General features: G+C 55.4%; 23 protein-coding genes, 1 pseudogene and 1 other annotated feature. Of the genes and pseudogenes, 15 read left to right on the forward strand and 9 right to left on the reverse strand.

Annotated elements, in window-relative coordinates:
* The first annotated feature begins 183 nt into the window (after positions 1 to 183).
* A complete protein-coding gene (locus AC007G_RS13565) occupies positions 184 to 1,410 on the forward strand; it encodes a YidR family protein (protein ID WP_099001447.1) in 1,227 nt (408 codons plus the stop codon).
* 1 nt (position 1,411) lies between these two features.
* Here the strand turns inward: AC007G_RS13565 and AC007G_RS13570 are convergent, their stop codons facing one another.
* Positions 1,412 to 1,744 (reverse strand): YceK/YidQ family lipoprotein, encoded by a 333-nt coding sequence (locus AC007G_RS13570; protein WP_032690175.1) that lies wholly within the window; start codon positions 1,742 to 1,744, stop codon positions 1,412 to 1,414.
* Positions 1,745 to 1,986: 242 nt separating this feature from the next.
* Positions 1,987 to 2,060 (forward strand) — a sequence feature (ROSE (Repression Of Heat Shock gene Expression) occurs in the 5'-region of heat shock genes and acts as an RNA thermometer to modulate expression.).
* Here AC007G_RS13570 and ibpA point away from each other — a divergent pair.
* The 3 genes from ibpA (at position 2,054) to AC007G_RS13585 (ending at position 4,862) form a co-directional block, all read left to right on the forward strand.
* Positions 2,054 to 2,467 carry a small heat shock chaperone IbpA gene (gene ibpA, locus AC007G_RS13575; protein ID WP_004869150.1) on the forward strand — a complete coding sequence of 138 codons (414 nt, stop codon included), beginning with the start codon at positions 2,054 to 2,056 and terminating at the stop codon, positions 2,465 to 2,467. It overlaps the preceding feature by 7 nt.
* A gap of 115 nt (positions 2,468 to 2,582) precedes the next feature.
* A complete protein-coding gene (ibpB, locus tag AC007G_RS13580) occupies positions 2,583 to 3,011 on the forward strand; it encodes a small heat shock chaperone IbpB (protein ID WP_015585468.1) in 429 nt (142 codons plus the stop codon).
* A 189-nt stretch (positions 3,012 to 3,200) separates the two neighbouring features.
* Positions 3,201 to 4,862: a putative transporter gene (locus AC007G_RS13585; protein ID WP_032690176.1), complete on the forward strand. Its 1,662-nt coding sequence runs from the start codon at positions 3,201 to 3,203 to the stop codon at positions 4,860 to 4,862.
* Here the strand turns inward: AC007G_RS13585 and AC007G_RS13590 are convergent.
* Positions 4,830 to 5,576, reverse strand: coding sequence for a GntR family transcriptional regulator (locus tag AC007G_RS13590; protein ID WP_032698487.1), 747 nt, complete (start codon positions 5,574 to 5,576; stop codon positions 4,830 to 4,832). The genes AC007G_RS13585 and AC007G_RS13590 overlap by 33 nt on opposite strands.
* Before the next feature lie 298 nt (positions 5,577 to 5,874).
* Here AC007G_RS13590 and AC007G_RS13595 point away from each other — a divergent pair, with 298 nt between their 5' ends.
* The 4 genes from AC007G_RS13595 to AC007G_RS13610 all read left to right on the forward strand — a co-directional run bounded on the left by AC007G_RS13595 (position 5,875) and on the right by AC007G_RS13610 (position 9,624).
* Positions 5,875 to 7,497: an alpha-glucoside-specific PTS transporter subunit IIBC gene (locus tag AC007G_RS13595; RefSeq protein ID WP_136895362.1), complete on the forward strand. Its 1,623-nt coding sequence runs from the start codon at positions 5,875 to 5,877 to the stop codon at positions 7,495 to 7,497.
* A complete protein-coding gene (locus AC007G_RS13600; RefSeq protein ID WP_004869142.1) occupies positions 7,494 to 8,816 on the forward strand; it encodes a 6-phospho-alpha-glucosidase in 1,323 nt (440 codons plus the stop codon). The genes AC007G_RS13595 and AC007G_RS13600 overlap by 4 nt, the downstream gene beginning before the upstream one ends.
* Before the next feature lie 108 nt (positions 8,817 to 8,924).
* Positions 8,925 to 9,272: a YidH family protein gene (locus AC007G_RS13605; RefSeq protein WP_032690177.1), complete on the forward strand. Its 348-nt coding sequence runs from the start codon at positions 8,925 to 8,927 to the stop codon at positions 9,270 to 9,272.
* A complete protein-coding gene (locus AC007G_RS13610) occupies positions 9,262 to 9,624 on the forward strand; it encodes a DUF202 domain-containing protein (protein ID WP_032697060.1) in 363 nt (120 codons plus the stop codon). The genes AC007G_RS13605 and AC007G_RS13610 overlap by 11 nt, the downstream gene beginning before the upstream one ends.
* A 47-nt stretch (positions 9,625 to 9,671) precedes the next feature.
* Here the strand turns inward: AC007G_RS13610 and dsdA are convergent, their stop codons facing one another.
* Positions 9,672 to 11,000, reverse strand: coding sequence for a D-serine ammonia-lyase (gene dsdA, locus AC007G_RS13615; protein WP_047663636.1), 1,329 nt, complete (start codon positions 10,998 to 11,000; stop codon positions 9,672 to 9,674).
* Positions 11,001 to 11,017: 17 nt separating this feature from the next.
* Positions 11,018 to 12,355: a D-serine transporter DsdX gene (dsdX, locus tag AC007G_RS13620; protein WP_032690180.1), complete on the reverse strand. Its 1,338-nt coding sequence runs from the start codon at positions 12,353 to 12,355 to the stop codon at positions 11,018 to 11,020.
* Between the two features lie 225 nt (positions 12,356 to 12,580).
* On the opposite strand from dsdX, the gene dsdC reads away from it, so the two are divergent.
* On the forward strand, positions 12,581 to 13,507 hold the full coding sequence (gene dsdC, locus AC007G_RS13625; protein WP_015585471.1) for a DNA-binding transcriptional regulator DsdC: 927 nt from the start codon (positions 12,581 to 12,583) through the stop codon (positions 13,505 to 13,507).
* A gap of 54 nt (positions 13,508 to 13,561) precedes the next feature.
* On the opposite strand, the gene emrD is transcribed toward dsdC, so the two are convergent.
* The 4 genes and pseudogenes from emrD to tisB all read right to left on the reverse strand — a co-directional run.
* A complete protein-coding gene (emrD, locus tag AC007G_RS13630) occupies positions 13,562 to 14,746 on the reverse strand; it encodes a multidrug efflux MFS transporter EmrD (protein WP_004869124.1) in 1,185 nt (394 codons plus the stop codon).
* Between the two features lie 175 nt (positions 14,747 to 14,921).
* Positions 14,922 to 15,755 (reverse strand): DMT family transporter, encoded by an 834-nt coding sequence (locus AC007G_RS13635; protein WP_032690181.1) that lies wholly within the window; start codon positions 15,753 to 15,755, stop codon positions 14,922 to 14,924.
* Between the two features lie 69 nt (positions 15,756 to 15,824).
* The gene (locus AC007G_RS13640) at positions 15,825 to 16,271 is read right to left on the reverse strand and encodes a GNAT family N-acetyltransferase (RefSeq protein ID WP_032690182.1); all 447 of its coding nucleotides are present in this window, start codon (positions 16,269 to 16,271) and stop codon (positions 15,825 to 15,827) included.
* 90 nt (positions 16,272 to 16,361) lie between these two features.
* Positions 16,362 to 16,476, reverse strand: a pseudogene (gene tisB / locus AC007G_RS13645) (type I toxin-antitoxin system toxin TisB); the annotation flags it as partial.
* A gap of 549 nt (positions 16,477 to 17,025) precedes the next feature.
* On the opposite strand from tisB, the gene ivbL reads away from it, so the two are divergent.
* The 3 genes from ivbL to ilvN all read left to right on the forward strand — a co-directional run bounded on the left by ivbL (position 17,026) and on the right by ilvN (position 19,205).
* Positions 17,026 to 17,121: an ilvB operon leader peptide IvbL gene (gene ivbL, locus AC007G_RS13650; RefSeq protein WP_004869113.1), complete on the forward strand. Its 96-nt coding sequence runs from the start codon at positions 17,026 to 17,028 to the stop codon at positions 17,119 to 17,121.
* 101 nt (positions 17,122 to 17,222) lie between these two features.
* Positions 17,223 to 18,911 carry an acetolactate synthase large subunit gene (ilvB, locus tag AC007G_RS13655; RefSeq protein WP_032690183.1) on the forward strand — a complete coding sequence of 563 codons (1,689 nt, stop codon included), beginning with the start codon at positions 17,223 to 17,225 and terminating at the stop codon, positions 18,909 to 18,911.
* Between the two features lie 3 nt (positions 18,912 to 18,914).
* Positions 18,915 to 19,205: an acetolactate synthase small subunit gene (ilvN, locus tag AC007G_RS13660; protein WP_004869110.1), complete on the forward strand. Its 291-nt coding sequence runs from the start codon at positions 18,915 to 18,917 to the stop codon at positions 19,203 to 19,205.
* 137 nt (positions 19,206 to 19,342) lie between these two features.
* Here the strand turns inward: ilvN and AC007G_RS13665 are convergent, their stop codons facing one another.
* On the reverse strand, positions 19,343 to 20,134 hold the full coding sequence (locus AC007G_RS13665; RefSeq protein ID WP_032690184.1) for a DeoR family transcriptional regulator: 792 nt from the start codon (positions 20,132 to 20,134) through the stop codon (positions 19,343 to 19,345).
* Between the two features lie 336 nt (positions 20,135 to 20,470).
* Between AC007G_RS13665 and rbsK the strand changes: the two genes are divergently transcribed.
* From rbsK to AC007G_RS13680, 3 genes are read left to right on the forward strand one after another with little or no spacing between them, the layout of a single operon-like run.
* Positions 20,471 to 21,391 (forward strand): ribokinase, encoded by a 921-nt coding sequence (gene rbsK / locus AC007G_RS13670; protein WP_004869105.1) that lies wholly within the window; start codon positions 20,471 to 20,473, stop codon positions 21,389 to 21,391.
* A 27-nt stretch (positions 21,392 to 21,418) separates the two neighbouring features.
* The gene (gene fucP, locus AC007G_RS13675; protein WP_032697056.1) at positions 21,419 to 22,735 is read left to right on the forward strand and encodes an L-fucose:H+ symporter permease; all 1,317 of its coding nucleotides are present in this window, start codon (positions 21,419 to 21,421) and stop codon (positions 22,733 to 22,735) included.
* Between the two features lie 11 nt (positions 22,736 to 22,746).
* Positions 22,747 to 23,760, forward strand: coding sequence for an aldose 1-epimerase family protein (locus AC007G_RS13680; RefSeq protein WP_032690186.1), 1,014 nt, complete (start codon positions 22,747 to 22,749; stop codon positions 23,758 to 23,760).
* The last annotated feature ends 2 nt before the right edge of the window (positions 23,761 to 23,762 follow it).

Genomic DNA, 23,762 nt, shown 5'->3' on the forward strand with positions numbered 1-23,762 from the left:
AAGCAACGTTTTCCTGCGCTTGCCTGGTTTGTGCGCGTTATCCCGGCCCGGTTCTGGTCTGTAGCGCTGCAATCGCGTTGCCGGGGCCACTTCTGTATCCTGCCGACGGGCGATGTTAAACGTGTAGGTTAATTCTGTCCGATGCTATACCCTGATGTGAACGTTGTGCATCAGGGTATCTCTATGAAACAAGTCACCTTTGCTCCCCGCCATCATCAGCTAACCAACACGCGCACCTGGACTGCGGACAGCCAGTGGCTGGCCTTTGACGTTCGTCCGTCGGGAGCCTCATTTACCGGAAAGACGATTGAACGGGTTAATGTGCAAACCGGGGCCGTAGAGATCCTCTATGGTGCGGAACACGGGGCGCATGTTGGTGTGGTGACCGTTCATCCTGCGATGGATAAATACGTCTTTATACATGGTCCGGAACACCCGGATGAAAACTGGCAGTATGATTTTCACCATCGCCGCGGCGTGGTGACGTATCAGGGCGCGACGCACAACCTTGAGGCGATGGATATCACCGCACCGTATACGCCGGGCGCGCTGCGCGGCGGCAGCCATGTCCATGTCTATAGCCCAAACGGGCAGTTCGTCAGCTTTACTTATAACGATCATGTCCTGCACCAACGTTCGGCCTCCCTTGACCTGCGAAACGTCGGCGTCGCGACCCCTTATGGCCCGGTCACACCGCACGGGCAGCATCCGCGTGAATATGGCGGCAGCCACTGGAGCGTGCTGGTCAGCCGGACAACGCCGACGCCGGTGCCGGGCAGCGATGAGATTAACCGCGCCTATGAAGAAGGCTGGGTGGGGAACCATGCGCTGGCATTTATCGGCGATACGCTGTCGACCAATGGCGCCAGAATCCCTGAGCTGTTTATTGTGACGCTCCCGGAGAGCGAGCGGGGCTGGAAGCAACCGGGCGATACGCCGCTGGCCGGTACGGAGACCACCATGCCTGCACCGCCGGCCGGAGTGATGCAGCGACGTTTAACGTTTACTCACCATCGACGCTATCCGGGGCTGGTCAATACGCCGCGGCACTGGGTGCGGGCCAACCCGCAGGCAACGCAGATTGCCTTCCTGATGCGCGACGAGGCGGGAGTGGTGCAACTCTGGCTGATCTCCCCCCAGGGGCGCGATCTGCGGCAGTTAACCCACAATGTTAATGATATTCAATCGGCTTTTAACTGGCACCCGTCAGGGGAGTGGCTGGGATTTGTGCTGGATAACCGCATGGCTATCTGTCATGCCCGGAGCGGTGAAATTACATTTTTGACTGCCGATCATGAAAACCCACCTTCAGCGGATGCTGTGGTGTTTTCACCGGACGGGAAACACCTTGCCTGGATGCAAGATGTGAATGGCTATCGCCAGCTGTGGATAACCGACGTCGAGTTTTAACTCAAGGCGCTGGCATGGCCGCTGGTGGAATCACGGCGTTGGTCGCCAGCGAGCTCTTCTCACTTTTCTCGACGCGTGATTTTATCGAGCTGTCGGTACGGAACATATCCCACGGCAGCAGCAGCGTGTCCATCACCGCCGTGAAGGGCATATCGAGTGCGACCAGGGATTTTGTTCCCCAGTTGGCATCACTGTTTCCCAGCATTTGAGCGCTGGCGCGAGTTCCCGGATAGGTTCCTTCCTTTCCACCGGTATGTGACATCACGCTGGAGCAACCGCTCAAACCCACCATCCCGCTGAACAGGACCAGCTTTAACAGACCGCTTTTCATCATTCTTCCATCGTTGTTTCGGGCATTGAGGTAACCTTCATATCGGTTATATCGAGCCATTCCATGAATGCCTAGCGTTATTGCACCGCACTGTGGCAGGCATCGCATTTTGCCTTTTGTGCTTTCCACCCAGTCTAAGCAATCGACAGGAAACTGCAAAAAAAAATGGTTTTTCGCGCTTGAAAACGGCGGAATGAGCCACATTTTAGAAATGTGACCCGATGAGGATACGCCTGCGGGGTATTCCGGGTAATAACGACCTGTCCATGATGGAAGGTCATAAATTCTCGCTGATTTCAGGAGCTTTTTATTATGCGTAATTTCGATCTCTCTCCGCTGTATCGTTCTGCTATTGGTTTTGACCGCCTTTTTAATCTGTTAGAAAACAATCAGAGTCAGAGTAATGGCGGCTACCCTCCGTATAACGTCGAGCTGGTAGATGAAAACCATTATCGCATCGCTATTGCCGTGGCCGGTTTTGCCGAGAGCGAACTGGAGATCACCGCGCAGGATAATTTGCTGGTCGTCAAAGGCGCCCATGCAACCGAGCAGAAAGAACGTACCTATCTTTATCAGGGCATTGCGGAACGCAACTTTGAGCGCAAATTCCAGTTGGCGGAAAATATCCATATCCGCGGTGCAAACCTGGTGAACGGCCTGCTGTATATCGATCTGGAACGCGTGATTCCGGAAGCGGACAAACCGCGCCGTATCGAAATTAACTAATTTTATCCGGGTCGCCGTGCGGCCCGATACTGCCAACTTGCTCGCCGTCAGGGGGCAAATGCGAATCCACAGGATTTGCAGAGATTAACTCGCTTCATAGAAGGAGAAATACATTATGCGTAACTACGATTTATCCCCACTGCTGCGTCAATGGATCGGTTTTGACAAACTGGCCAATGCACTGCAAACCACCAGCGAAAGCCAGAGCTTCCCGCCGTATAACATTGAAAAAAGCGACGATAACCACTATCGCATTACCCTTGCGCTGGCCGGTTTCCGTCAGGAAGATCTGGATATTCAGCTGGAAGGGACGCGCCTGAGCGTGAAAGGTACGCCGCAGCAGGCTGACAAAGAAACGAAATGGCTGCACCAGGGGTTAGTCAGTCAGGCCTTTAGCCTGAGCTTTACCCTGGCGGAAAATATGGAAGTCTCCGGTGCCACATTCAATAACGGGTTGCTGCACATTGATTTAACCCGTAACGAGCCGGAAGTGGTTATCCCGCAGCGTATCGCGATTAGCGAGCGTCCGGCGCTCGACAGCTAAGTCGAAACGACAGAGAAAGCCCCGATGATCGGGGCTTTTTTTTGGCCGTTATAAAGGGCAGCCCGCCGTTTCCCACCGATCTACACCGTTCAGATGACCCGCCGATTATTGTGCGCCAGGCTGCATACAGGCCTGGAGGCTTAAGCCATAATCCATGATATTGATAATGTTATTCACAGGGAACAGACGATGAGTGATATAGCATTGACCGTTAGCGTTCTGGCGCTGGTGGCGGTAGTCGGATTGTGGATCGGCAATGTCAAAATTCGCGGCGTCGGGTTTGGCATTGGCGGCGTGCTGTTTGGCGGCATTATCGTTGGCCACTTTGTGGACCAGGCGGGTATCGCGCTTAGCAGCCCGATGCTGCACTTTATTCAGGAATTTGGCCTGATTCTCTTCGTCTATACCATCGGCATCCAGGTGGGGCCGGGTTTCTTCGCCTCGCTGCGCGTCTCCGGGCTACGGCTCAATCTCTTTGCCATCCTGATTGTCATCCTTGGGGGGCTGGTGACCGCAGTGCTGCATAAGCTCTTTGATATCCCGCTGCCGGTGGTGCTCGGTATTTTCTCTGGCGCAGTCACTAATACGCCAGCGCTGGGGGCCGGGCAGCAAATTCTGCGCGATCTTGGCGTACCGTTTGACGTTGTCGATCAGATGGGGATGAGCTATGCCATGGCCTATCCGTTTGGTATTTGCGGCATTTTGCTGACCATGTGGCTGGTGCGTCTGTTCTTTCGCGTTAACGTCGAAAAAGAGGCTCAGCAGTTTGATGAGAGCAGCGGGAACGGACACGCGGTTCTGCAAACGATTAACGTCCGGGTTGAAAACCCGAACCTGAACAATATGGCGATTCAGGACGTGCCGATGCTCAACAGCGATAAGCTGATTTGCTCCCGTCTCAAACGTGATGATCTGCTGATGGTGCCGGCTCCGGGGACCTTAATTCAAACCGGCGACCTCCTGCACCTGGTCGGGCGCCCGGAGGATTTGCACAACGCGCAGCTGGTTATCGGTAAGGAAGTTTCCACCTCGCTTTCAACCCGCGGCACCGATTTGAAAGTTGAGCGGGTAGTGGTCACCAATGAGAAGGTATTAGGTAAGCGGATCCGCGACCTACATTTTAAACAGCGTTATGACGTGGTGATTTCGCGGCTTAATCGCGCCGGGGTTGAGCTGGTGGCCAGCAGTCATGCCAGCCTGCAATTCGGTGATATTCTTAACCTGGTTGGCCGTCCGGAAGCCATTGATGCGGTTGCCGCCGAGCTGGGTAACGCACAGCAAAAATTGCAGCAGGTTCAGATGCTGCCGGTGTTTATCGGCATTGGCCTGGGGGTTTTGCTGGGTTCTGTCCCGCTGTTTGTTCCCGGCTTCCCGGTGGCGTTGAAGCTGGGGCTGGCCGGTGGCCCGTTGATTATGGCGCTGATCCTCGGGCGAATCGGCAGTATCGGGAAGCTCTACTGGTTTATGCCGCCGAGCGCCAACCTCGCGCTGCGTGAGCTGGGGATTGTGCTCTTTCTGGCGGTCGTCGGGCTGAAGTCCGGCGGTGATTTTGTCGAAACGCTGACCGCAGGCGACGGGCTGAGCTGGATTGCCTACGGCATTTTTATTACCGCGATTCCGCTGCTAACGGTAGGCATTCTGGCGCGGCTGCTGCTGAAGATGAACTACCTGACCCTGTGCGGCATGCTGGCCGGGTCGATGACCGACCCACCGGCACTGGCGTTCGCCAACAATCTGCATGCCACCAGCGGAGCCGCGGCGCTCTCGTATGCCACGGTCTATCCGCTGGTGATGTTTTTGCGCATCATTACGCCGCAGCTACTGGCCGTGTTGTTCTGGGGGATGAGTTAACGGCGTCTCCAGGTGGACGCGCCGCAGATGGTAGTCCACCTGGTATTCACTGGCGTTGCGGAACATCACCGAATAGTTCAGAAACTCACCGCTGTCGCTGTAGGAAAGCGAGGTAATCCGCAGCAGCGGCGTCTGTTCCGGCACATTCATTGACCGGGCCAGCTGCTTGTCCGCCAGCACCGGCGTCAGGCTTTCATAGTTACCGCTAATGGTTATCCCGCACTCTTTCTCAATGTAATCGAATTTTGACCCTTCCAGATGCACCAGCGACAGGTTACGGAACAGTTTGACCGGCATATAGCTGTCTTCCAGCATCAGAGGTTTGCCGTCCACGTAACGCACCCGGCGTGAAAAGTAGATCCGTTCATTGATTTGTATCCGTAGCTGGCTGGCAATTGCCGGCGGCGCCGGCATGACTTCGAAGATCAGCACCTCGCTGACCACCTCTTTACCTTGCTTGCGTAACACTTCCGCCAGACCGGTGAGGTTAGTGGTCTCGTGATGCACATCTTTACGGGCGACAAAGGTGCCGGATCCGTGGCGGCGAACGACCAGCCCCCAGCTAATCAGCAGTTCGATAGCTTTGCGGATTGTCATCCGCGCCACGCCGAACTCTTCTGCCAGTTTTTTCTCTCCCGGCAGCGGGCTGCCGACATTGAAATCGGAGGAATTCAGCCGAAGGCGCAATCTGTCTGCGATGGATTTATAGATCACCAGTAGACCTCTGTTCCACTTTTCAAAAGGCATTGTTACCAAAGGGTGTTATTAATAATTACTTTAAATACATAAAGATATGATTAATTCACCCTGATGTTTTAATCAGTGTAATTCATGATGTCTATTTTTACTTAAAAAAGTAGACAACATTGTGGAAATTAAAACCATGAAAGCGATCACGAATCGCAACGCCATCGCATGTTGTCGGACGGGTAAATTCCTATTCTCGCTTTAGGCCGATACTCAAGACAAATAAGGCCTCTTACCCTACTGGTTGTTAAATGAGGATTTTAAAATGCTCAGTCAAATACAACGTTTTGGCGGTGCCATGTTTACCCCGGTTTTACTGTTTCCTTTCGCCGGGATCGTGGTGGGTATTGCCATTATGCTGCGCAACCCGATGTTTGTCGGCGAAGCGCTGACAGCACCTGATAGTTTATTTGCCCAGATTGTTCACATTATTGAAGAAGGCGGCTGGACGGTATTTCGTAACATGCCGCTGATTTTTGCCGTCGGCTTACCGATTGGCCTCGCGAAACAGGCGCAGGGACGAGCTTGCCTTGCCGTGCTGGTGAGTTTCCTGACGTGGAACTACTTCATCAACGCCATGGGCATGACCTGGGGCCACTTTTTCGGCGTCGATTTTTCTGCCGACCCCACCGCCGGTAGTGGCCTGACGATGATTGCCGGCATTAAAACGCTGGATACCAGTATCATCGGTGCGATCGTGATTTCCGGGATCGTCACCGCGCTACATAACCGCTATTTTGATAAACCGCTGCCGGTATTCCTCGGTATTTTCCAGGGCTCTTCATTTGTCGTTATCGTTGCCTTCCTGGCGATGATCCCCTGCGCCTGGTTAACGCTGCTGGGGTGGCCAAAGGTGCAGATGGGCATTGAATCGCTGCAGGCTTTTTTACGCTCTGCCGGAGCGCTAGGGGTCTGGGTTTATATTTTCCTTGAGCGCATTCTGATTCCCACTGGCCTGCATCACTTTGTCTACGGACCGTTTATTTTTGGCCCGGCGGTGGTGGAAGGCGGTATCCAGGTCTACTGGGCACAGCATCTGCAGGAGTTCAGCCAGAGTACGGAACCGCTGAAAGCCCTGTTCCCGGAAGGCGGTTTCGCCCTGCACGGCAACTCCAAGGTCTTTGGTTCGGTCGGGATTGCGCTGGCGCTCTATTTCACCGCCGCGCCGGAAAACCGCGTCAAAGTGGCCGGGTTGCTGATCCCGGCGACGCTGACCGCCATGCTGGTGGGGATTACCGAACCGCTGGAATTCACCTTCCTGTTTATCTCCCCGCTGCTGTTTGCCGTGCACGCGGTACTGGCGGCGACGATGGCGACGGCGATGTATATGTGCGGGGTCGTCGGCAACTTCGGCGGTGGCCTGCTTGACCAGTTCCTGCCGCAAAACTGGATCCCCATGTTTCACAACCACGCCTCGATGATGTTCATCCAGATAGGTATCGGGGTGTGCTTTACCGCTATCTACTTCGTTATCTTCCGCGCCCTGATCCTGCGTCTGAATCTGAAAACTCCGGGCCGCGAAGAGAGTGAAATCAAGCTCTACAGCAAAGCGGATTATCAGGCGGCGCGCGGTAAAACCAGCGCCGCGGGTGCCACAGAGTCGAAATTAGGCCAGGCCGCAGGCTTTCTGCAGGCGCTGGGCGGCGCAAGCAATATCGAATGCGTCAACAACTGCGCCACACGGCTTCGCATCACGCTGGTCGATATGGCGAAAACACAAAGCGACGACGTCTTTAAAGCGCTGGGCGCTCACGGGGTGGTGCGTCGCGGTAACGGGATTCAGGTCATCGTGGGCCTGCATGTTCCCCAGGTTCGCGACCAGCTGGAATCCCTGATGAAAAATTCTCTACAGACCGAACAAACCACCATGACGGAGGCAGTATCATGAAAAAGTTCTCAGTTGTTATCGCAGGCGGCGGCAGTACATTCACACCAGGTATCGTATTGATGTTGTTAGCAAACCAGGACCGTTTCCCGCTGCGGGCACTGAAATTTTATGACAACGACGGCGCGCGTCAGGAGACCATCGCCGAAGCGTGTAAAGTGATTCTTAAAGAGCAGGCGCCGGAAATTGAGTTCAGCTATACCACCGACCCGCAGGCGGCCTTTACCGACGTGGATTTTGTTATGGCGCATATCCGCGTTGGCAAATATCCGATGCGTGAAAAAGATGAAAAAATCCCGCTGCGCCACGGCGTGCTGGGTCAGGAAACCTGCGGACCTGGCGGTATCGCCTACGGCATGCGCTCTATCGGTGGCGTGCTGGAACTGGTGGACTATATGGAAAAATATTCGCCGAACGCCTGGATGCTGAACTACTCCAACCCGGCGGCAATCGTCGCAGAAGCCACACGCCGCCTGCGTCCGAATGCGAAAATCCTCAATATCTGCGATATGCCGATCGGCATTGAAGGGCGCATGGCGCAAATTGTCGGCCTCAAAGATCGTAAACAGATGCGGGTGCGTTACTACGGGCTGAACCACTTCGGCTGGTGGACGTCGATTGAGGATCTGCAGGGTAACGATCTGATGCCGAAACTGCGCGAACATGTAGCGAAATATGGTTATGTGCCGCCTTCTAACGATCCGCATACTGAAGCCAGCTGGAACGATACCTTTGCCAAGGCGAAAGATGTGCAGGCGCTGGATCCGGATACCATGCCGAACACCTACCTGAAGTATTACCTGTTCCCGGATTACGTCGTCGAGCACTCCAACCCGGCGCGTACCCGCGCTAACGAGGTCATGGATCACCGCGAGAAAAATGTCTTTAGCGCCTGTCGGGCAATTATTGCCGCGGGTAAATCTTCTGCCGGCGATCTGGAGATCGATGAGCACGCTTCATACATCGTGGATCTGGCCACCGCCATTGCCTTCAACACCCAGGAGCGCATGCTGCTGATCGTACCGAACAATGGCGCTATCCATAATTTTGACGCTGATGCGATGGTGGAAATTCCGTGCCTGGTTGGCCATAACGGGCCGGAACCGCTGACGGTCGGCGATATTCCGAACTTCCAGAAAGGGATGATGAGCCAGCAGGTGGCGGTGGAGAAACTGGTGGTGGATGCCTGGGAACATCGCTCTTATCACAAGCTGTGGCAGGCGATTACGCTGTCGAAAACCGTGCCGAGCGCATCCGTCGCGAAAGCGATTCTTGACGACCTGATTGAAGCCAACAAAGACTACTGGCCGGAACTGCATTAATCCTCGCCTCAACCGGCATCCATCGGGTGCCGGTTCTTTCGCTGCTCCCCTGTTCGTAACAAATTACGCTATGCTGAAGCCTGCTCGCGCTACGAACAAGGAACCCTGATGAAAATTTCTCGCGTCGGCGAAGCGCCGGATTACCGCTTCTCGCTGGCCAACGAACGTACTTTTCTGGCGTGGATCCGCACGGCATTAGGTTTTCTTGCCGCCGGGGTTGGCTTAGATCAGCTGGCGCCGGATTTTGCCACGCCGCTGATTCGCGAAGTGCTGGCGCTGTTGCTATGTCTGTTTGCCGGCGGCCTGGCAATTTATGGCTACCTGCGCTGGCTGAGTAACGAAAAAGCGATGCGCCTGAAGCAGGATCTGCCTTATACCAGAACGCTGCTGGTCATTAGCGTCTTATTGATGATCGTGGTGGGGGTGGTGATGGCGCTGGTGCTCTATGGCGGATAGGCGCCGGGCGCGGCGGGAAAGCGATCCGGGGCTGCAGCCGGAGCGGACATCGCTGGCCTGGTTTCGAACGTTGCTGGGCTACGCGGCGCTGATGGCGCTGGCGATCAAACATAACTGGCATAGCGCGGGGGTGCTGTTCTGGCTATCGATTGGCGTACTGGCAATAGCGGCTATTGTGCTCTGGGGCTATACGCGGCGCCGTAATCTGATGGATGTTGACGAAAATGATTTTGTTCAGCCACAGGCGATACGTGACAAGTTTTTCATTGCCGTCGCCGTCCTTTCGCTATCGCTCATGTTTGCGGCTACGCACCTGCGGCAGATCGCGTTATTTCTGCAGAATGTGACATAGCGGAAAGCGGGCCCAACGGCTTATCATTCGCCGTTGAGCCCGTGGTATTAACGCCCTTTCGCCAGATATTGCGCCATCTCTTCCTCTGGCACCATGCCGCCGCCGGTCGCCCAGACCAGATGCGTGGCGTTGTCCATTTGGCCGGCCGTGAAGCCGTGCATCTGCTGATATGCCTCGCTGGCGCAAACGCGCTGCGGTCCGGCCATACCGGCCAGCGCGGACGGCTCCAGGCGGATATTTTCAGCTTTCGCCAGCCAGCCCAGCATGTCGTACATCGTCTGGTCGCTGAGGGTATAGAAGCCATCCAGCAGACGCTCCATGGCCCTGCCGACAAATCCGGAAGCCCGACCCACGGCCAGGCCATCGGCGGCAGTCAGGTTATCAATACCCAGGTCCTGGACCGAAATTTCATCATGCAGGCCGGTATGGACGCCGAGCAACATACAAGGAGAGTGCGTGGGTTCAGCAAAGAAACAGTGTACATGGTCGCCGAAAGCCAGCTTGAGACCAAACGCAACCCCGCCAGGGCCGCCGCCGACGCCACACGGCAGATAGACAAACAGCGGATGATCGGCATCGACCACACGTCCCTGGCGGGCAAACTGCGCTTTCAGGCGCTCGCCTGCGACGGCATAGCCGAGGAACAGCGTGCGCGAGTTCTCATCATCGATAAAGAAGCAGTTGGGGTCCCCTTCGGCGGCTTTACGCCCCTGCTCGACCGCGACGCCGTAATCCTGTTCGTATTCAACCACCGTTACGCCGTGGCTGCGCAGCTTCGCTTTTTTCCATGCCCGGGCATCGGCAGACATATGCACGGTGACGTTAAAACCGATACATGCGCTCATGATGCCAATCGACATCCCCAGGTTGCCGGTGGAGCCGACGGCGATGCTGTACTGGCTAAAGAACTGCTTAAATTCCGGGGTCAGCAGCTTGCGATAGTCATCTTCGGTAGTCAGTAACCCCGCTTCCAGCGCCAGCTTTTCGGCGTGGGTCAGCACCTCGTAAATACCGCCGCGGGCCTTGATGGAGCCGGAAATCGGCAGATGACTGTCTTTTTTCAGCAGCAGATCGCCGCTGACGGGCCGGGCAAACGCCTGCTCCAGCCGTGCTTTCATTTCCGGGATAGCGACCAGTTCGGATTCAATAATCCCACCGGTGGCGGCGGTTTCCGGGAATGCCTGCGCCAGATACGGCGCAAAGCGCTCAAGGCGGGCACGGGCGTCCTGAACATCGTCAGCCGTCAGGCCAACGTACGGTAAACCTTCCGCCAGCGAAGTGGTTGCCGGGTTAAACCAGGTGGTTTCTTTCAGGTCAACCAGATCCTTCAGCAGAGGAAACCGGGCAAGTAAAGTGGTCATGTCAGCGTTTTTCATATTACGTCTCTTTGCGCTCAGATGATGAAAGAAAGCAGGAACGTGCAGGCTAGTGCAAGTAAGGATGCGATAAATGTTGCCGTTGTATAGTATTTGAACGTCTCACTCAGGCTCGCACCACAGTATTGTTTAACCAGCCAGAACAGGGAATCAGTAACGATCGTGCAGCCAATTGCGCCGGAACCAATGGCAATGGCGATGATCTCCGGGCTAACGCCAGGGTAGAGCGGCAGCATCGGTGCCACGATGGCCGTGGCCCCCATCATGGCAACGGTGGCAGAACCCACCGCCGCGTGCAGAATCAGCGCCACCAGCCAGGCCAGCAGAATCGGGTGCATATGCAGACCGGAGAGAATAACCGCCAGCGAATCAGCCAGGCCGCTGGTTTTCAGGACCGCGTTGAACGCGCCGCCTGCGCCGATAATCAGCAGGATATTGGCAATAGAACCAAAGCCCTTTTCGGTATGGGTCAGCAGCGTGGCCATGCCCATATTCTGACGGATGCCGAGGACGTAGTAAGCCACGAAGACGGCGATAAACATGGCGGTAATCGGATTACCGATAAACTCCAGCAGCATATACAGCGTGCCGGTTTTGGCCATATTCAGCTCGGCGACGGTTTTCACCAGCATCAGAGCGATCGGCAGCAAAATGGTCAACAGCGTGGCGGCGAGCGACGGCAGCGTCTCTTCTTGACGAACGTCCAGATTGGCGAACTCGGCAGGAACCGCTTTGAACGGCAGGCGGTTGCCCAGCAGCTTCAGGAACAGCGGGCCGCCAACCAGTGAGGCCATCAACCCGACCAGCAAACCATAGACAATCACAGTACCGATATCGGCGCCCAGCTTATTGGCGACGAACAGCGCCGCCGGGTGCGGCGGTACCACGCAGTGCACGGCCATTAGCGCGGTACACAGCGGAATCGCCAGCTTCAGCAGAGAGGTGTGGGTCTTTTTGGCAATAGAAAAGGCCAGCGGAATCAGCAGCACGACGCCGACTTCGACAAACAGCGTAATCCCGCAAATCAGGCCAACCAGTACCATGATCACATCGACCGACAGCCAGCGACAGCGCTGAAGCGTCAGGCCGATACGTTCGGCGGCGCCTGAAATCTCCATCATTTTGCCCAGAATGGTGCCGAGGCCGATCACTGCCGCCAGGAAACCGAGGGTTCCACCGATCCCATTTTCAATGGCGTTGACCATGTCCAGTGGGCTCATCCCCATCATTGCGCCGACGAAGAAACTGGCTAACAGCAGCGCCAGAAAGGGGTGAAATTTCAGTTTTACGATAGTCAAAACAATCAACACAATGCTGATTAATAACGTGCTCACAACCCAAATCTGAGATTCCATACCCCACCTCGCCCGTGAATAAGATGGGGTTATTGAACAGAAAAACGACACCGGCTGACAAACGATATAAATGGCGCTTAAGGTGAATTAGATTGAATCAAAATGGTGATTAAAGTCTAAAAATGGCTTTTATTTGCATTATGAGTCACTTTTTTTCATCTTTAAACCCATGTCGGGTGACCATTTTTCTTACAATCAGCGGTAAAAAATCAGGGGAACCGAACGATGGATGTCGCTAAAGAGATAGGCAACCGGCTGCTCAACGGCTGGCAGTTGTCAAAGCTGTATACCTTTGAGGTCGCCGCACGGCATGAATCTTTCGCGCTGGCGGCGGAAGAGCTGTCGCTGACCCCCAGCGCAGTGAGCCACCGGATGAATCAGCTGGAGGAAGAGCTGGGTATTCAGCTTTTTGTACGCTCTCATCGGAAAGTGGAGTTAACCCATGAGGGGAGGCGGGTGTTCTGGGCGCTGAAATCCTCGCTGGACAGTCTGAACCAGGAGATTCTGGATATCAAAAACCAGGAGCTGTCAGGTACGCTGACCGTCTACTCACGTCCGTCGATCGCCCAGTGCTGGCTGGTACCGGCGCTCGGGGACTTTACCCGCCGTTATCCGTCGATATCGCTGACTGTTCTGACCGGTAACGATAACGTGAATATGCAGCGAGCGGGTATCGATCTGGCGCTCTATTTCGACGATCTGCCTTCATCGCAATTAACCCACCATTATCTGATGGATGAAGCTATCGTCCCGGTTTGCACGGCGGACTATGCCCGACAGCATCAGCTCCAGCAACATCCCGACAATCTGCAACATTGCACCCTGCTGCACGATCGCCAGGCCTGGAGCAATGATTCTGGCACCGACGAATGGTTTAGTTGGGCGCAGCACTTTGGGGTTAACTTGCCGCAATCGTCGGGTATTGGTTTCGATCGCTCAGATTTGGCGGTGATTGCTGCCATGAATCATGTTGGCGTGGCGATGGGGCGTAAGCGGCTGGTTCAAAAGCGTCTGGCGAGCGGAGAGCTGATTGCGCCCTTTGGCGAGATGACGCTGAAATGCCACCAGCACTACTATGTGACCACGTTAGCGGGGCGCCAGTGGCCGAAAATAGACGCCTTTATTCACTGGCTACAAAGTCTGGCGCAATGATTTTCCCCGGACGCGGGATAAGGCGCAGGCCGCTATCCGGGGAGACTCCGGTGCTTAAACCGGCTGCTGGTGGCGGCTGAAGCGCGAAGCCAGCGGCAGCCAGCACAGCAGAATCAGCAGCCCCATGAGCATCATCAATAACCCCAGGCTGCTTTGACCGGTCTGCGGCATCATCGCCGAGAGCCAGGCCAGGACGCCGGAGCCGATGTTTTGCAGGCCGCCCACCAGCGCGCCTGCCGTCCCGGCAAGGAACGGGAAGGGTTCCATCGCGCCGCTGGTCGCCAGCGGAAACAGCATGCCGGCGCCAAAGAAAAACAGCGCCGCGGGCACCAGCAGCGTCCAGACGGTCATGATGCCCATCAGGCCAGGGATCCACATCATAATGCCCGCCAGCAGGCAGCAAATCACCGATTGCCACATCAGGGTCGGGAAGCGTTTATGCGGGCGTCCGGCAAACCAGGCACCGAAAAAAGCCGCCGGGATGGGCAGAATAAACAGAATACTCACCGCCATGCTGCTTAAGCCCAGCACGGCGCCCATCAGCACGCCGGAACAGGCTTCGAACACGGCGATGCCGGCGAGGCCGCCAATCAGCATCAGCAGATAGCAGTTGAACGCGGTATTGCCGAACAGCGTTTTGTAACTGGTCGCCAGCCGGGAGCGCGGTGCGCCAGCCGGACGGGTTTCAGGCATCCAGCGCGCCATGCTAAAGGTTACGCCCGCGCACAAAATGAGCAGGAAAGCGTAGCAGGCGCGCCAGCTCCACAGCGTATTGAGGATACCGCCAATCAGCGGCGCCAGCAGCGGGCTGACCAAAATGCCCATATTTAACAGGCTGTTGGCATGCCTGAGCTGGGCACCTTCATACAGATCGCGCGGCAGCGTGCGCGCCATGACTCCGCCGACGCCGGTTCCCATACCCTGGATGGCGCTGGCGATAATCAGCACCGTCAGGCTGTGGGTGGTGATAGCAACCAGCGTCGCCAGCATAAAGATAGACATCCCGATGAGGATCACCGGACGTCTTCCTACGCGGTCAGACAGCGGGCCATAAAAGAGCTGAGAGACGCCATAGGTCAGCAAATAGGCCGCCATTACGCTCTGCACGGCCCCTTCGCGGGCGTTCAGCGAGATAGCCATGTCGGCGATCGCCGGGATATAAATGGTCTGCGCCATCTGGCCAACGGCCACCAGCAGTACCAGCATCAACAACAAAGTGAAGTTCTTATGCCGTTTCATGTCGATGAATACTTTGTGAGTATAGGTAAATTAAGAATATGTGACTGGCACACCCCTTAAATGCTGGAGGAATCTACCACATAAAAATGACAGTACAACTATATGACGATGATTGGAGAGGGATTTCAGGCAGGTTTTGTAAACAATAATCGGCAACAAATGTTGCCATTCTGCGTTAGGACAGACGCAGCAGAATAGCCCCCGCCGCAATGCCGCAGGCGGCGACGATTCGCAGGGCGATAAGCTTCTCTTTGAGCAGCACCAACGCGATGACGGCGCCGAATAAAATCGAGGTTTCTCGCAGCGCGGCTACCACTGCCAGCGGTGCCTGGGTCATCGCCCACAGTGCCAGGCCGTATGATCCCATCGTACTCAGGCCGCCGATGGCGCCTTTTTTCCAGTGCTGGCGCAGATAGCGGCTGGCTTCCTGGCGCCGATAGATCATCGACCAGCTCAGCAGACAGCAGCCGTTCATAAAAAAGGACCATAGCGTGTAGCCCAGCGCCGTATCCGACAACCGCACGCCGGTACCATCAACCAACGTATAGCCGGCGATAAAACAGGCGTTGATCAGCGCGAGGGTGATGCCGTAGCCGGAGCGGGTCCGGCCGTTGCAGGCCATGGCGAGGATCGCCAGACAAATTACGCCAATCCCTGTCCATGCCAGCGGCGACAGCGTATCGCCGAGGAATGCGACGCTAATCACCGCCACCAGCAGCGGCGCGGTGCCGCGCATCAGTGGATAGGTCTGACTCATGTCGGAGACCTGGTAGGTTTTGGCGACCAGAACGGTGTACACCACCTGCAGTGCGCTGGAAAGCACCAGATACGGCACGCTGGCCAGGGAGGGCTGCGGCGCGAAAGGCAATGCAACCAGGGCGGTCAGCGCGGCGGAGCCGCTCACGCCGATCGCCGCGTACAGCTTATCTCCACTTGCTTTGACGATAGCATTCCAGCTGGCATGCAGCAGGGCGGCGAACAGCAGAACGCAGAAAACGGTTATCGTCATGGCAGGTGTGTTGGTGAGTAGCCGGGTCCTGGAACTGTAACACGGGTATTTTCACCCGGCCAGCCGCGCTTAAAGTGAGCAGAACAGGCGATGAGTGACCCGCGGCTCATCATAAACCGGACGAAATCCAAGCGATTCATAAAACGGCCACGCCGACGGCGGCGCGTGAGTGTTGAGAAAATCAAACCAGGTGCCGGAGTGGGTGATGACGGCCACCAGCAGCTGCTGACCAATATTCCGCCGACGAAAGGCGTCGCTGATGTATAAATGGCGGATGCGCCCGGTTCGCAGCTGCGGGCTGAAGGGGTCAACATTCAGCCCGCAAATTCCCACCAGCTGCCCGCCGACAAAGGCACCCAGCAGTTTTTCACCCGGCGCACTAAAGCGGTTTTTCCCGCTTTGCCAGTTCTCCGCCAGGCGGCGCAGCATATTGAAATGTTGGGCGAGGCTTTCACTGCGCAAAGCCAGAAACCCGGGGTCGTCGGGGGTCGTGGCGGCAATCAACAGCGGTGGCATGATTTTCTCCAGCAAGTCAGCATAAGGTTAATGGGAACCGCCTGTAGAGGGGCGGTTTCCCGCCCCTCTCAGGTGCGACTTGAACCTGAATCAGCGCAGCTGTTTCAGGACAGCATCAAGCAGTTGCAACACGGCAACCATGAGTTTCAGGATAAGAACAATAATATCCATGGCACCCATACGCGTCTCCTCTGGTACAGGAGCACGACCGGCTGGCGTACCTTTCCGCCGCCTGTTGCCAGCCAGGGTATACGCCGACTACCGGGACACGTTGCCGTGCCCAGAAGACATTAGCGTATTTGTTGACGTAACACAGTGTGCTCTCTCGGGGTTAAGGCGCTGACGGCACCACCCGTTTCAGCCAGGACTTTATTGCGCCGGTGATACATGCGGCCCCGAATGACACAACGTGAACGTTTTCAGTATAAACAAATACTGTATATATAAACAGTATTTTCTCGACAAAATTGCGCTCGCCATCCATACTCTACTTTGGCAAAAACCGGGGTGAAAATTGCGTGAACGCCTGCGCGCGCGTATACTTTCAGCGTTGACGTAATACAGTGTACTTGCGGTTACCAGCCGTAAACATGCTGAGAAAAACCTCGCTCCGGCGGGGTTTTTTGTTTTTTTCGACCGGTAAGAAATTGTGATCCTTCACACAAATCCTCGTGGATGAAAATAAATCCGTTGTTTAATGGCGGCGGCTGTGTTTGTATAAATTCAGTTAAATTTTCGACACAACAGGTCCCTAATGAACGCTTCCATTCTGACTTCGACTCTACTAAAAACCGCGCCTGCCGCGGTGGTCGTCGTGCGTGTGGTGGTCGTCGTCGGCAATGCGCCGTAGGGTCCGGAACAACACGATTCCAAACCCCGCCGGCGCAAACCGAGCGGGGTTTTTTTTCGACCCTCGCCCGGTAAGTCGGCTCAAAATAAAAGGACTGGAGCATGGCAAGTTCGGGCACAACATCAGAAAAAATGCGCTTTACCGGCGCACAGTTAGTTATTCATTTACTGGAACGCCAGGGGATCACGACCGTTGCGGGCATCCCGGGCGGCTCTATCCTTCCCATCTATGACGCATTAAGCCAAAGCACGCAGATTCGCCACGTTCTGGCGCGTCACGAGCAGGGCGCGGGCTTTATCGCTCAGGGGATGGCGCGTACCGAGGGCAAACCGGCGGTCTGTATGGCCTGTAGCGGCCCGGGCGCCACCAACCTGATCACCGCCATCGCCGATGCGCGTCTGGACTCGATTCCGCTGGTGTGCATTACCGGTCAGGTTCCGGCATCGATGATCGGGACCGATGCGTTCCAGGAAGTCGACACCTACGGTATCTCTATCCCCATCACCAAACATAACTACCTGGTCCGCGATATTGCTGAACTGCCGCAGGTGATGAGCGATGCTTTTCGCATCGCCCAGTCCGGCCGCCCGGGTCCGGTGTGGATAGATATTCCTAAGGATGTGCAGACGGCGACCATCGAGCTGGAGGCGTTACCGGAGCCGGGTGCGCGCACCGCACCGCCGACATTTGACAGCGCCAGCGTCCACGACGCGGCCGCCATGATCAATGCGGCTAAGCGCCCGGTACTTTATCTGGGCGGCGGCGTGATTAACGCCCCTGAGCAGGTGCGTGCGCTGGCGGAAAAAGCGAACCTGCCTACCACCATGACCCTGATGGCGCTGGGGATGCTGCCGAAGGCGCATCCGCTGTCGCTGGGCATGCTGGGTATGCACGGCGCGCGCAGCACCAACTTTATTCTGCAAGAAGCTGATTTACTGGTTGTTTTAGGCGCGCGTTTTGATGACCGGGCGATTGGTAAAACCGAGCAGTTCTGCCCGAACGCGAAAATTATTCACGTTGATATCGACCGTTCCGAACTGGGTAAAATCAAGCAGCCGCACGTGGCGATTCAAGGGGATGTGGCCGACGTTCTGGCGCAGCTGACGCCGCAGGTCGCCGCCCAGCCGCGCGACGAGTGGCGCCAGATGGTGGCGGATCTGCAGCGTGAGTTTCCGTCCCCGATTCCGCAGGAGAGCGACCCGCTCACCCATTACGGCCTGATCAACGCCGTTGCCGCCTGCGTCAATGATGAGGCGATCGTCACCACCGATGTCGGTCAGCATCAGATGTGGGTCGCGCAGGCTTATCCGCTGAATCGCCCGCGTCAATGGCTGACTTCCGGCGGGCTGGGAACCATGGGATTCGGTCTGCCGGCAGCGGTCGGAGCGGCGCTGGCTAATCCACAGCGCAAAGTCATCTGCTTCTCCGGTGACGGCAGCCTGATGATGAACATTCAGGAGATGGCTACCGCGGCAGAAAACCAGCTGGATGTGAAAATCATCCTGATGAATAACGAAGCGTTGGGGCTGGTCTATCAGCAACAGAGCCTGTTCTATCAGCAGGGGGTATTTGCTGCCACCTATCCCGGAATGATTAACTTTATGCAGATCGCCGCCGGATTTGGTCTGCAAACCTGCGATTTAAATCACGAAGCTGACCCGCAGGCGGCGCTGCAGGCGATCATCGATCGTCCCGGTCCGGCGCTGATTCATGTGCGTATTGATGCGGAAGAAAAAGTCTATCCGATGGTTCCGCCGGGAGCGGCAAATACAGAAATGGTGGGGGAATAAACCATGCAACAGCAGACTCATGACAACGTTATTCTGGAACTCACCGTTCGCAACCATCCGGGAGTGATGACCCACGTTTGTGGCCTGTTTGCCCGCCGCGCGTTCAACGTGGAAGGCATTCTCTGTTTGCCGATTCAGAACAGCAACCACAGCCGCATCTGGCTGCTGGTGAACGATGACCAGCGGCTGGGGCAGATGATCAGTCAGATTGAAAAACTGGAAGATGTGGAGAAGGTGGCGCGTAATCAGTCCGATCCTTCCATGTTTAATAAAATTGCCGTCTTCTTTGAGTAAGAGCCTGCCCCATCAGGCTATTTTATTTGCCATTTTGGCCATGGGCAGTGCACGTACTGCGTGTACGCTCTGGTTTTTCCGCGCTGCCCGCGTCCAGACTGGCTGCAACAATCTACGCCTGGTGGGATGACGCTCAGTTATTCGCTTTCAGAGTCCGGCGTGATGACTTTTACCGACCCGTTCCGGCAGTGCGTGGCATAGTCTGCCGGTAACGGGCGATCGCTGATCAGCACATCAAATGCCGGCAGCGGCGCAATACTGGCAGGCGCAACATCGTCGAACAGCGCGTAGCGCGCGAGCAGGATTTTCCGCAGGCCGCGATCCATCGCTTTACGTTTCGTGGCGAGGTCGTCGGGGTTAAACCAGCTGACGCCAAAATGTTCGTGAACGCCGCTGGCGGAGATAAACACTTTACGCGGATTGAGTGAATCCAGCGCCGAAGGGTTGCCGGTATCGTAGAAGGCATCGCTCTTCGCCCGATAGGTGCCACCGCATAAGATGGCGGTGGCATTGGGCTTTTCATTTAAGGCCATAAACACCCGATGTGAATAGCAAATACCGGTAAAGGTAATGTCATCGGGGATCATATTGATGACCAGCGGCATTTCGCTGCCGTTATCAAAAAAGACCAGGTCGTTTTCGCTGACCAGGCCGGCGGCGAGGATGGCAATGGGCAGTTCGTCGCGATGATGGGCCGGTTTTGTCGCCAGCGCTGGCGTGACGGAAGGCGATGAGGGTTTGTTGACCATCACCACGTAGCCGCCTAATAGCGTGAGCGGCAGCGGTTCGTCGTTTTCCTGGCTGAGATCCCGACGAATCGTCATCACAGAGACCTCCAGCATACGCGCGGCGTCTTTAAGATGGATTCGGTCGGTTTTCTTCAGCAGTTCCATCAGACGACGTATACGTTCTTTTTGCTTGGTCTCCATTCACACTCTCCGCAATTCATTTGGCAAATGTTCCTTTGGTAACATTTTTGTCCCTGCTGAAACATTATGCATTCACATTACTATACTGCGGCCCCTTGAGAATTAAAAGTCTGACCGATCTCGTTTTTATTAATATAATCTCTTTATTTTCAGTTTCTTATCTTGTTGTTTTTGATTTTTATTTTTCTTTCCCTCTCGATTGCCCACATTTTCCTGGATGATAAATAAACAAGAAATGATACTGCAATCGCGATCATGGTCACAAATGGTACTAAAGTAACATGATAATGTTACGATAATATCATTGTTGTGTGATTGTTTCTGAGAGGTAGTAAAATGGATATCGCGGTTATTGGCTCCAACATGGTGGACCTCATCACCTATACCAACCAGATGCCGAAAGAGGGGGAAACCCTTGAGGCGCCGGCGTTCAAAATTGGCTGCGGCGGGAAAGGGGCCAACCAGGCCGTTGCCGCCGCTAAGCTTAATTCGAAAGTGCTGATGTTGACCAAGGTGGGAGATGACATCTTTGCGGATAACACGATTCGCAATCTTGAGTCCTGGGGCATCAATACCACTTATGTTGAGAAAGTCCCCTGTACCAGCAGCGGCGTGGCGCCGATCTTTGTGAATGCCAACTCCAGCAACAGCATTCTTATTATTAAAGGCGCCAACAAGTTCCTCTCTCCTGAAGATATCGATCGCGCCGCCGAGGATTTAAAAAAATGCCAGCTGATTGTGTTGCAGCTTGAGGTTCAACTGGAAACGGTTTACCACGCTATCGAATTTGGTAAAAAGCACGGTATTGAAGTGTTATTAAATCCGGCGCCCGCGTTGCGCGAATTAGATATGTCTTATGCCTGTAAATGTGATTTCTTTGTTCCCAATGAGACCGAGCTGGAAATATTAACCGGCCTGCCTGTTGATACTTACGATAATATTCGTGCCGCCGCCCGCAGCCTCGTTGAAAAAGGCCTCAACAATATTATTGTGACCATGGGTGAGAAGGGCGCGCTGTGGATGACGCGCACTCAGGAAGTGCATGTCCCGGCATTTAAAGTCAGCGCGGTAGATACCAGCGGCGCAGGCGATGCCTTTATCGGTTGTTTTGCTCACTATTACGTCCAGAGCGGAGATGTTGAATCCGCCATGAAAAAAGCCGCTCTCTTTGCCGCCTTTAGCGTCACGGGGAAAGGCACGCAATCGTCTTATCCCAGTATCGAGCAGTTTAATGAATATCTGTCGTTAAACGAATAATCACTCTGCACTGTAAAAGGTAGCACTATGAACGATAAAAACATCATTCAGATGCCTGACGGCTATCTGAACAAAACACCTCTGTTCCAGTTTATTTTGTTATCCTGCTTATTCCCTTTATGGGGATGTGCTGCGGCCTTAAATGATATTTTAATTACGCAGTTTAAAAGCGTGTTTGCATTAAGTAACTTTGCCTCCGCGCTGGTCCAGAGCGCATTTTATGGCGGTTATTTTTTAATTGCGATCCCGGCGTCGTTAGTGATTAAAAACACCAGCTATAAGGTCGCTATTCTCACCGGACTGACGCTGTATATCGTCGGCTGCACGCTCTTTTTCCCGGCTTCGCACATGGCAACCTACACCATGTTCCTGGCCGCGATTTTCGCGATTGCCATCGGCCTGAGCTTTCTTGAGACGGCAGCGAACACCTACAGTTCGATGATCGGCCCGAAAAGCCATGCCACGCTGCGCCTGAACATCAGCCAGACCTTTTATCCGATTGGCGCGGCAGCCGGTATTTTGCTGGGTAAATATCTGGTCTTTTCCGATGGCGAAAGTCTGGAAAAACAGATGGCCGGTATGAATGCCGAGCAGATCCATAACTTTAAAGTCCTGATGCTGGAAAACACCCTTGAGCCTTACAAGTACATGATCATGGTGCTGGTGGTGGTCATGGTGCTGTTCCTGCTGACGCGCTTCCCGACCTGTAAAGTTGCGCAGACGGCGAACCATAAACGCCCGTCGGCGGCCGACACGCTGCGCTACCTGGCTACCAACGCACGTTTTCGTCGCGGAATTGCCGCCCAGTTCCTGTATGTCGGTATGCAGGTTACCGTCTGGTCGTTCACCATTCGCCTTGCGCTGGAGTTGGGTGATATCAACGAGCGTGATGCCTCAACGTTTATGGTCTACAGCTTTGCCTGCTTCTTTATTGGCAAGTTTATCGCCAACATTTTAATGACCCGCTTCACGCCGGAAAAGGTGCTGATTCTCTACTCGGTTATCGGCGCCCTGTTCCTTGCGTATGTGGCGCTGGCGCCGAGCTTTAGCGCGGTCTACGTGGCGGTGCTGGTGAGCGTGCTGTTCGGACCGTGCTGGGCAACCATCTATGCCGGTACGCTCGATACGGTGGATAACGAACACACTGAAATGGCCGGTGCGGTCATTGTGATGGCGATTATTGGTGCCGCCGTCGTCCCTGCGATTCAGGGCTTTGTCGCCGATATGTTCCACTCGCTGCAGGTCTCTTTCCTGGTACCGATGCTGTGCTTCATCTATGTCGGCATCTATTTCTGGCGCGAATGCAAAGTTCGCCGGGCGCTGACTGAAGCGACGGCATCCTGAGGAGAACGATCATGACGACACGCTTACCTTTATGGCGCCAGCTCTTTAGCGAGCAACCGCGCACGCTGCTGGCGAATGATGACTTCACGGTGACGGCTTTCCGCTATGCCAGCGGCGTAGAGGGGCTGCGGGTGGAAAACGCGCGCGGTTATCTGGTGATTTTGCCCTGGCTGGGGCAAATGATCTGGGATGCTGAGTTTGATGGCCGCGATCTGACCATGCGCAATATGTTCAGCGAGCCGAAGCCGGCAGCGGAGGTGGTGGCCACCTATGGCTGTTTCGCTTTCCACTCAGGGCTGTTGGCGAACGGCTGTCCGTCGCCGCAGGATACTCACCCGCTGCATGGTGAAATGGCCTGTGCGGCCATGGATGAAGCCTGGCTTGAACTGGAGGCAGACTGCCTGCGCGTGGCGGGGCGCTATGAATACGTGATGGGCTTTGGTCATCACTATGAGGCGCGGCCGACGGTGGCCTTACGGCGAGCCAGCGCGCTGTTTGATATCCAGATGGCGGTGACCAATCTTGCCTCTGTCGCCATGCCGCTGCAGTACATGTGCCATATGAACTATGCCTATGTGGCGCAGGCGACCTTCAGCCAGAATATCCCTGACGAAGCGCTCTCGCTGCGCGAATCGGTACCTGCCCACGTGCAGCCGACGGAATCGTGGCTGGCGTTCAATCAGCGTCTCCTGCAAGGCGAAGCCTCGCTGACCGCGTTGTGCGAGCCTCAATATTACGACCCGGAAATCGTCTTTTTTGCCGATCAGCTGGATCGCTACACCGATAGCCCGGAATTTCGCATGATAGCGCCGGATGGCACCACGTTTGTTACGCGGTTCTCCAGCACCGAGTTCAATTATGTTACCCGCTGGATCCTCTATAACGGCGATCAGCAGGTTGCTGCTTTCGCGCTGCCCGCCACCTGTCGGCCCGAGGGATTCCTGGCGGCTCAGCGTAATGGCAGCCTGATTTCACTGGCGCCGCAGCAAACCCGGACTTTCACGGTGACCACCGGTATCGCCTGAGG

The sequence above is a fragment of the Klebsiella sp. CSG-1 genome (assembly GCF_056521145.1).

What these genes read in the sequence shown, in the direction of transcription:
- AC007G_RS13635 (WP_032690181.1), bottom strand. Translation starts at nt 15,755, where the DNA reads ATGACGATAACCGTTTTCTGCGTTCTGCTGTTCGCCGCCCTGCTGCAT.
- AC007G_RS13585 (WP_032690176.1), top strand. Translation starts at nt 3,201, where the DNA reads ATGAGTGATATAGCATTGACCGTTAGCGTTCTGGCGCTGGTGGCGGTA.
- AC007G_RS13570 (WP_032690175.1), bottom strand. Translation starts at nt 1,744, where the DNA reads ATGATGAAAAGCGGTCTGTTAAAGCTGGTCCTGTTCAGCGGGATGGTG.
- dsdA (WP_047663636.1), bottom strand. Translation starts at nt 11,000, where the DNA reads ATGAAAAACGCTGACATGACCACTTTACTTGCCCGGTTTCCTCTGCTG.
- ivbL (WP_004869113.1), top strand. Translation starts at nt 17,026, where the DNA reads ATGAACGCTTCCATTCTGACTTCGACTCTACTAAAAACCGCGCCTGCC.
- AC007G_RS13665 (WP_032690184.1), bottom strand. Translation starts at nt 20,134, where the DNA reads ATGGAGACCAAGCAAAAAGAACGTATACGTCGTCTGATGGAACTGCTG.
- ilvB (WP_032690183.1), top strand. Translation starts at nt 17,223, where the DNA reads ATGGCAAGTTCGGGCACAACATCAGAAAAAATGCGCTTTACCGGCGCA.
- ibpB (WP_015585468.1), top strand. Translation starts at nt 2,583, where the DNA reads ATGCGTAACTACGATTTATCCCCACTGCTGCGTCAATGGATCGGTTTT.
- AC007G_RS13610 (WP_032697060.1), top strand. Translation starts at nt 9,262, where the DNA reads ATGGCGGATAGGCGCCGGGCGCGGCGGGAAAGCGATCCGGGGCTGCAG.
- fucP (WP_032697056.1), top strand. Translation starts at nt 21,419, where the DNA reads ATGAACGATAAAAACATCATTCAGATGCCTGACGGCTATCTGAACAAA.
- AC007G_RS13600 (WP_004869142.1), top strand. Translation starts at nt 7,494, where the DNA reads ATGAAAAAGTTCTCAGTTGTTATCGCAGGCGGCGGCAGTACATTCACA.
- AC007G_RS13565 (WP_099001447.1), top strand. Translation starts at nt 184, where the DNA reads ATGAAACAAGTCACCTTTGCTCCCCGCCATCATCAGCTAACCAACACG.
- dsdX (WP_032690180.1), bottom strand. Translation starts at nt 12,355, where the DNA reads ATGGAATCTCAGATTTGGGTTGTGAGCACGTTATTAATCAGCATTGTG.
- AC007G_RS13640 (WP_032690182.1), bottom strand. Translation starts at nt 16,271, where the DNA reads ATGCCACCGCTGTTGATTGCCGCCACGACCCCCGACGACCCCGGGTTT.
- ibpA (WP_004869150.1), top strand. Translation starts at nt 2,054, where the DNA reads ATGCGTAATTTCGATCTCTCTCCGCTGTATCGTTCTGCTATTGGTTTT.
- rbsK (WP_004869105.1), top strand. Translation starts at nt 20,471, where the DNA reads ATGGATATCGCGGTTATTGGCTCCAACATGGTGGACCTCATCACCTAT.
- emrD (WP_004869124.1), bottom strand. Translation starts at nt 14,746, where the DNA reads ATGAAACGGCATAAGAACTTCACTTTGTTGTTGATGCTGGTACTGCTG.
- ilvN (WP_004869110.1), top strand. Translation starts at nt 18,915, where the DNA reads ATGCAACAGCAGACTCATGACAACGTTATTCTGGAACTCACCGTTCGC.
- AC007G_RS13680 (WP_032690186.1), top strand. Translation starts at nt 22,747, where the DNA reads ATGACGACACGCTTACCTTTATGGCGCCAGCTCTTTAGCGAGCAACCG.
- AC007G_RS13595 (WP_136895362.1), top strand. Translation starts at nt 5,875, where the DNA reads ATGCTCAGTCAAATACAACGTTTTGGCGGTGCCATGTTTACCCCGGTT.
- AC007G_RS13605 (WP_032690177.1), top strand. Translation starts at nt 8,925, where the DNA reads ATGAAAATTTCTCGCGTCGGCGAAGCGCCGGATTACCGCTTCTCGCTG.
- dsdC (WP_015585471.1), top strand. Translation starts at nt 12,581, where the DNA reads ATGGATGTCGCTAAAGAGATAGGCAACCGGCTGCTCAACGGCTGGCAG.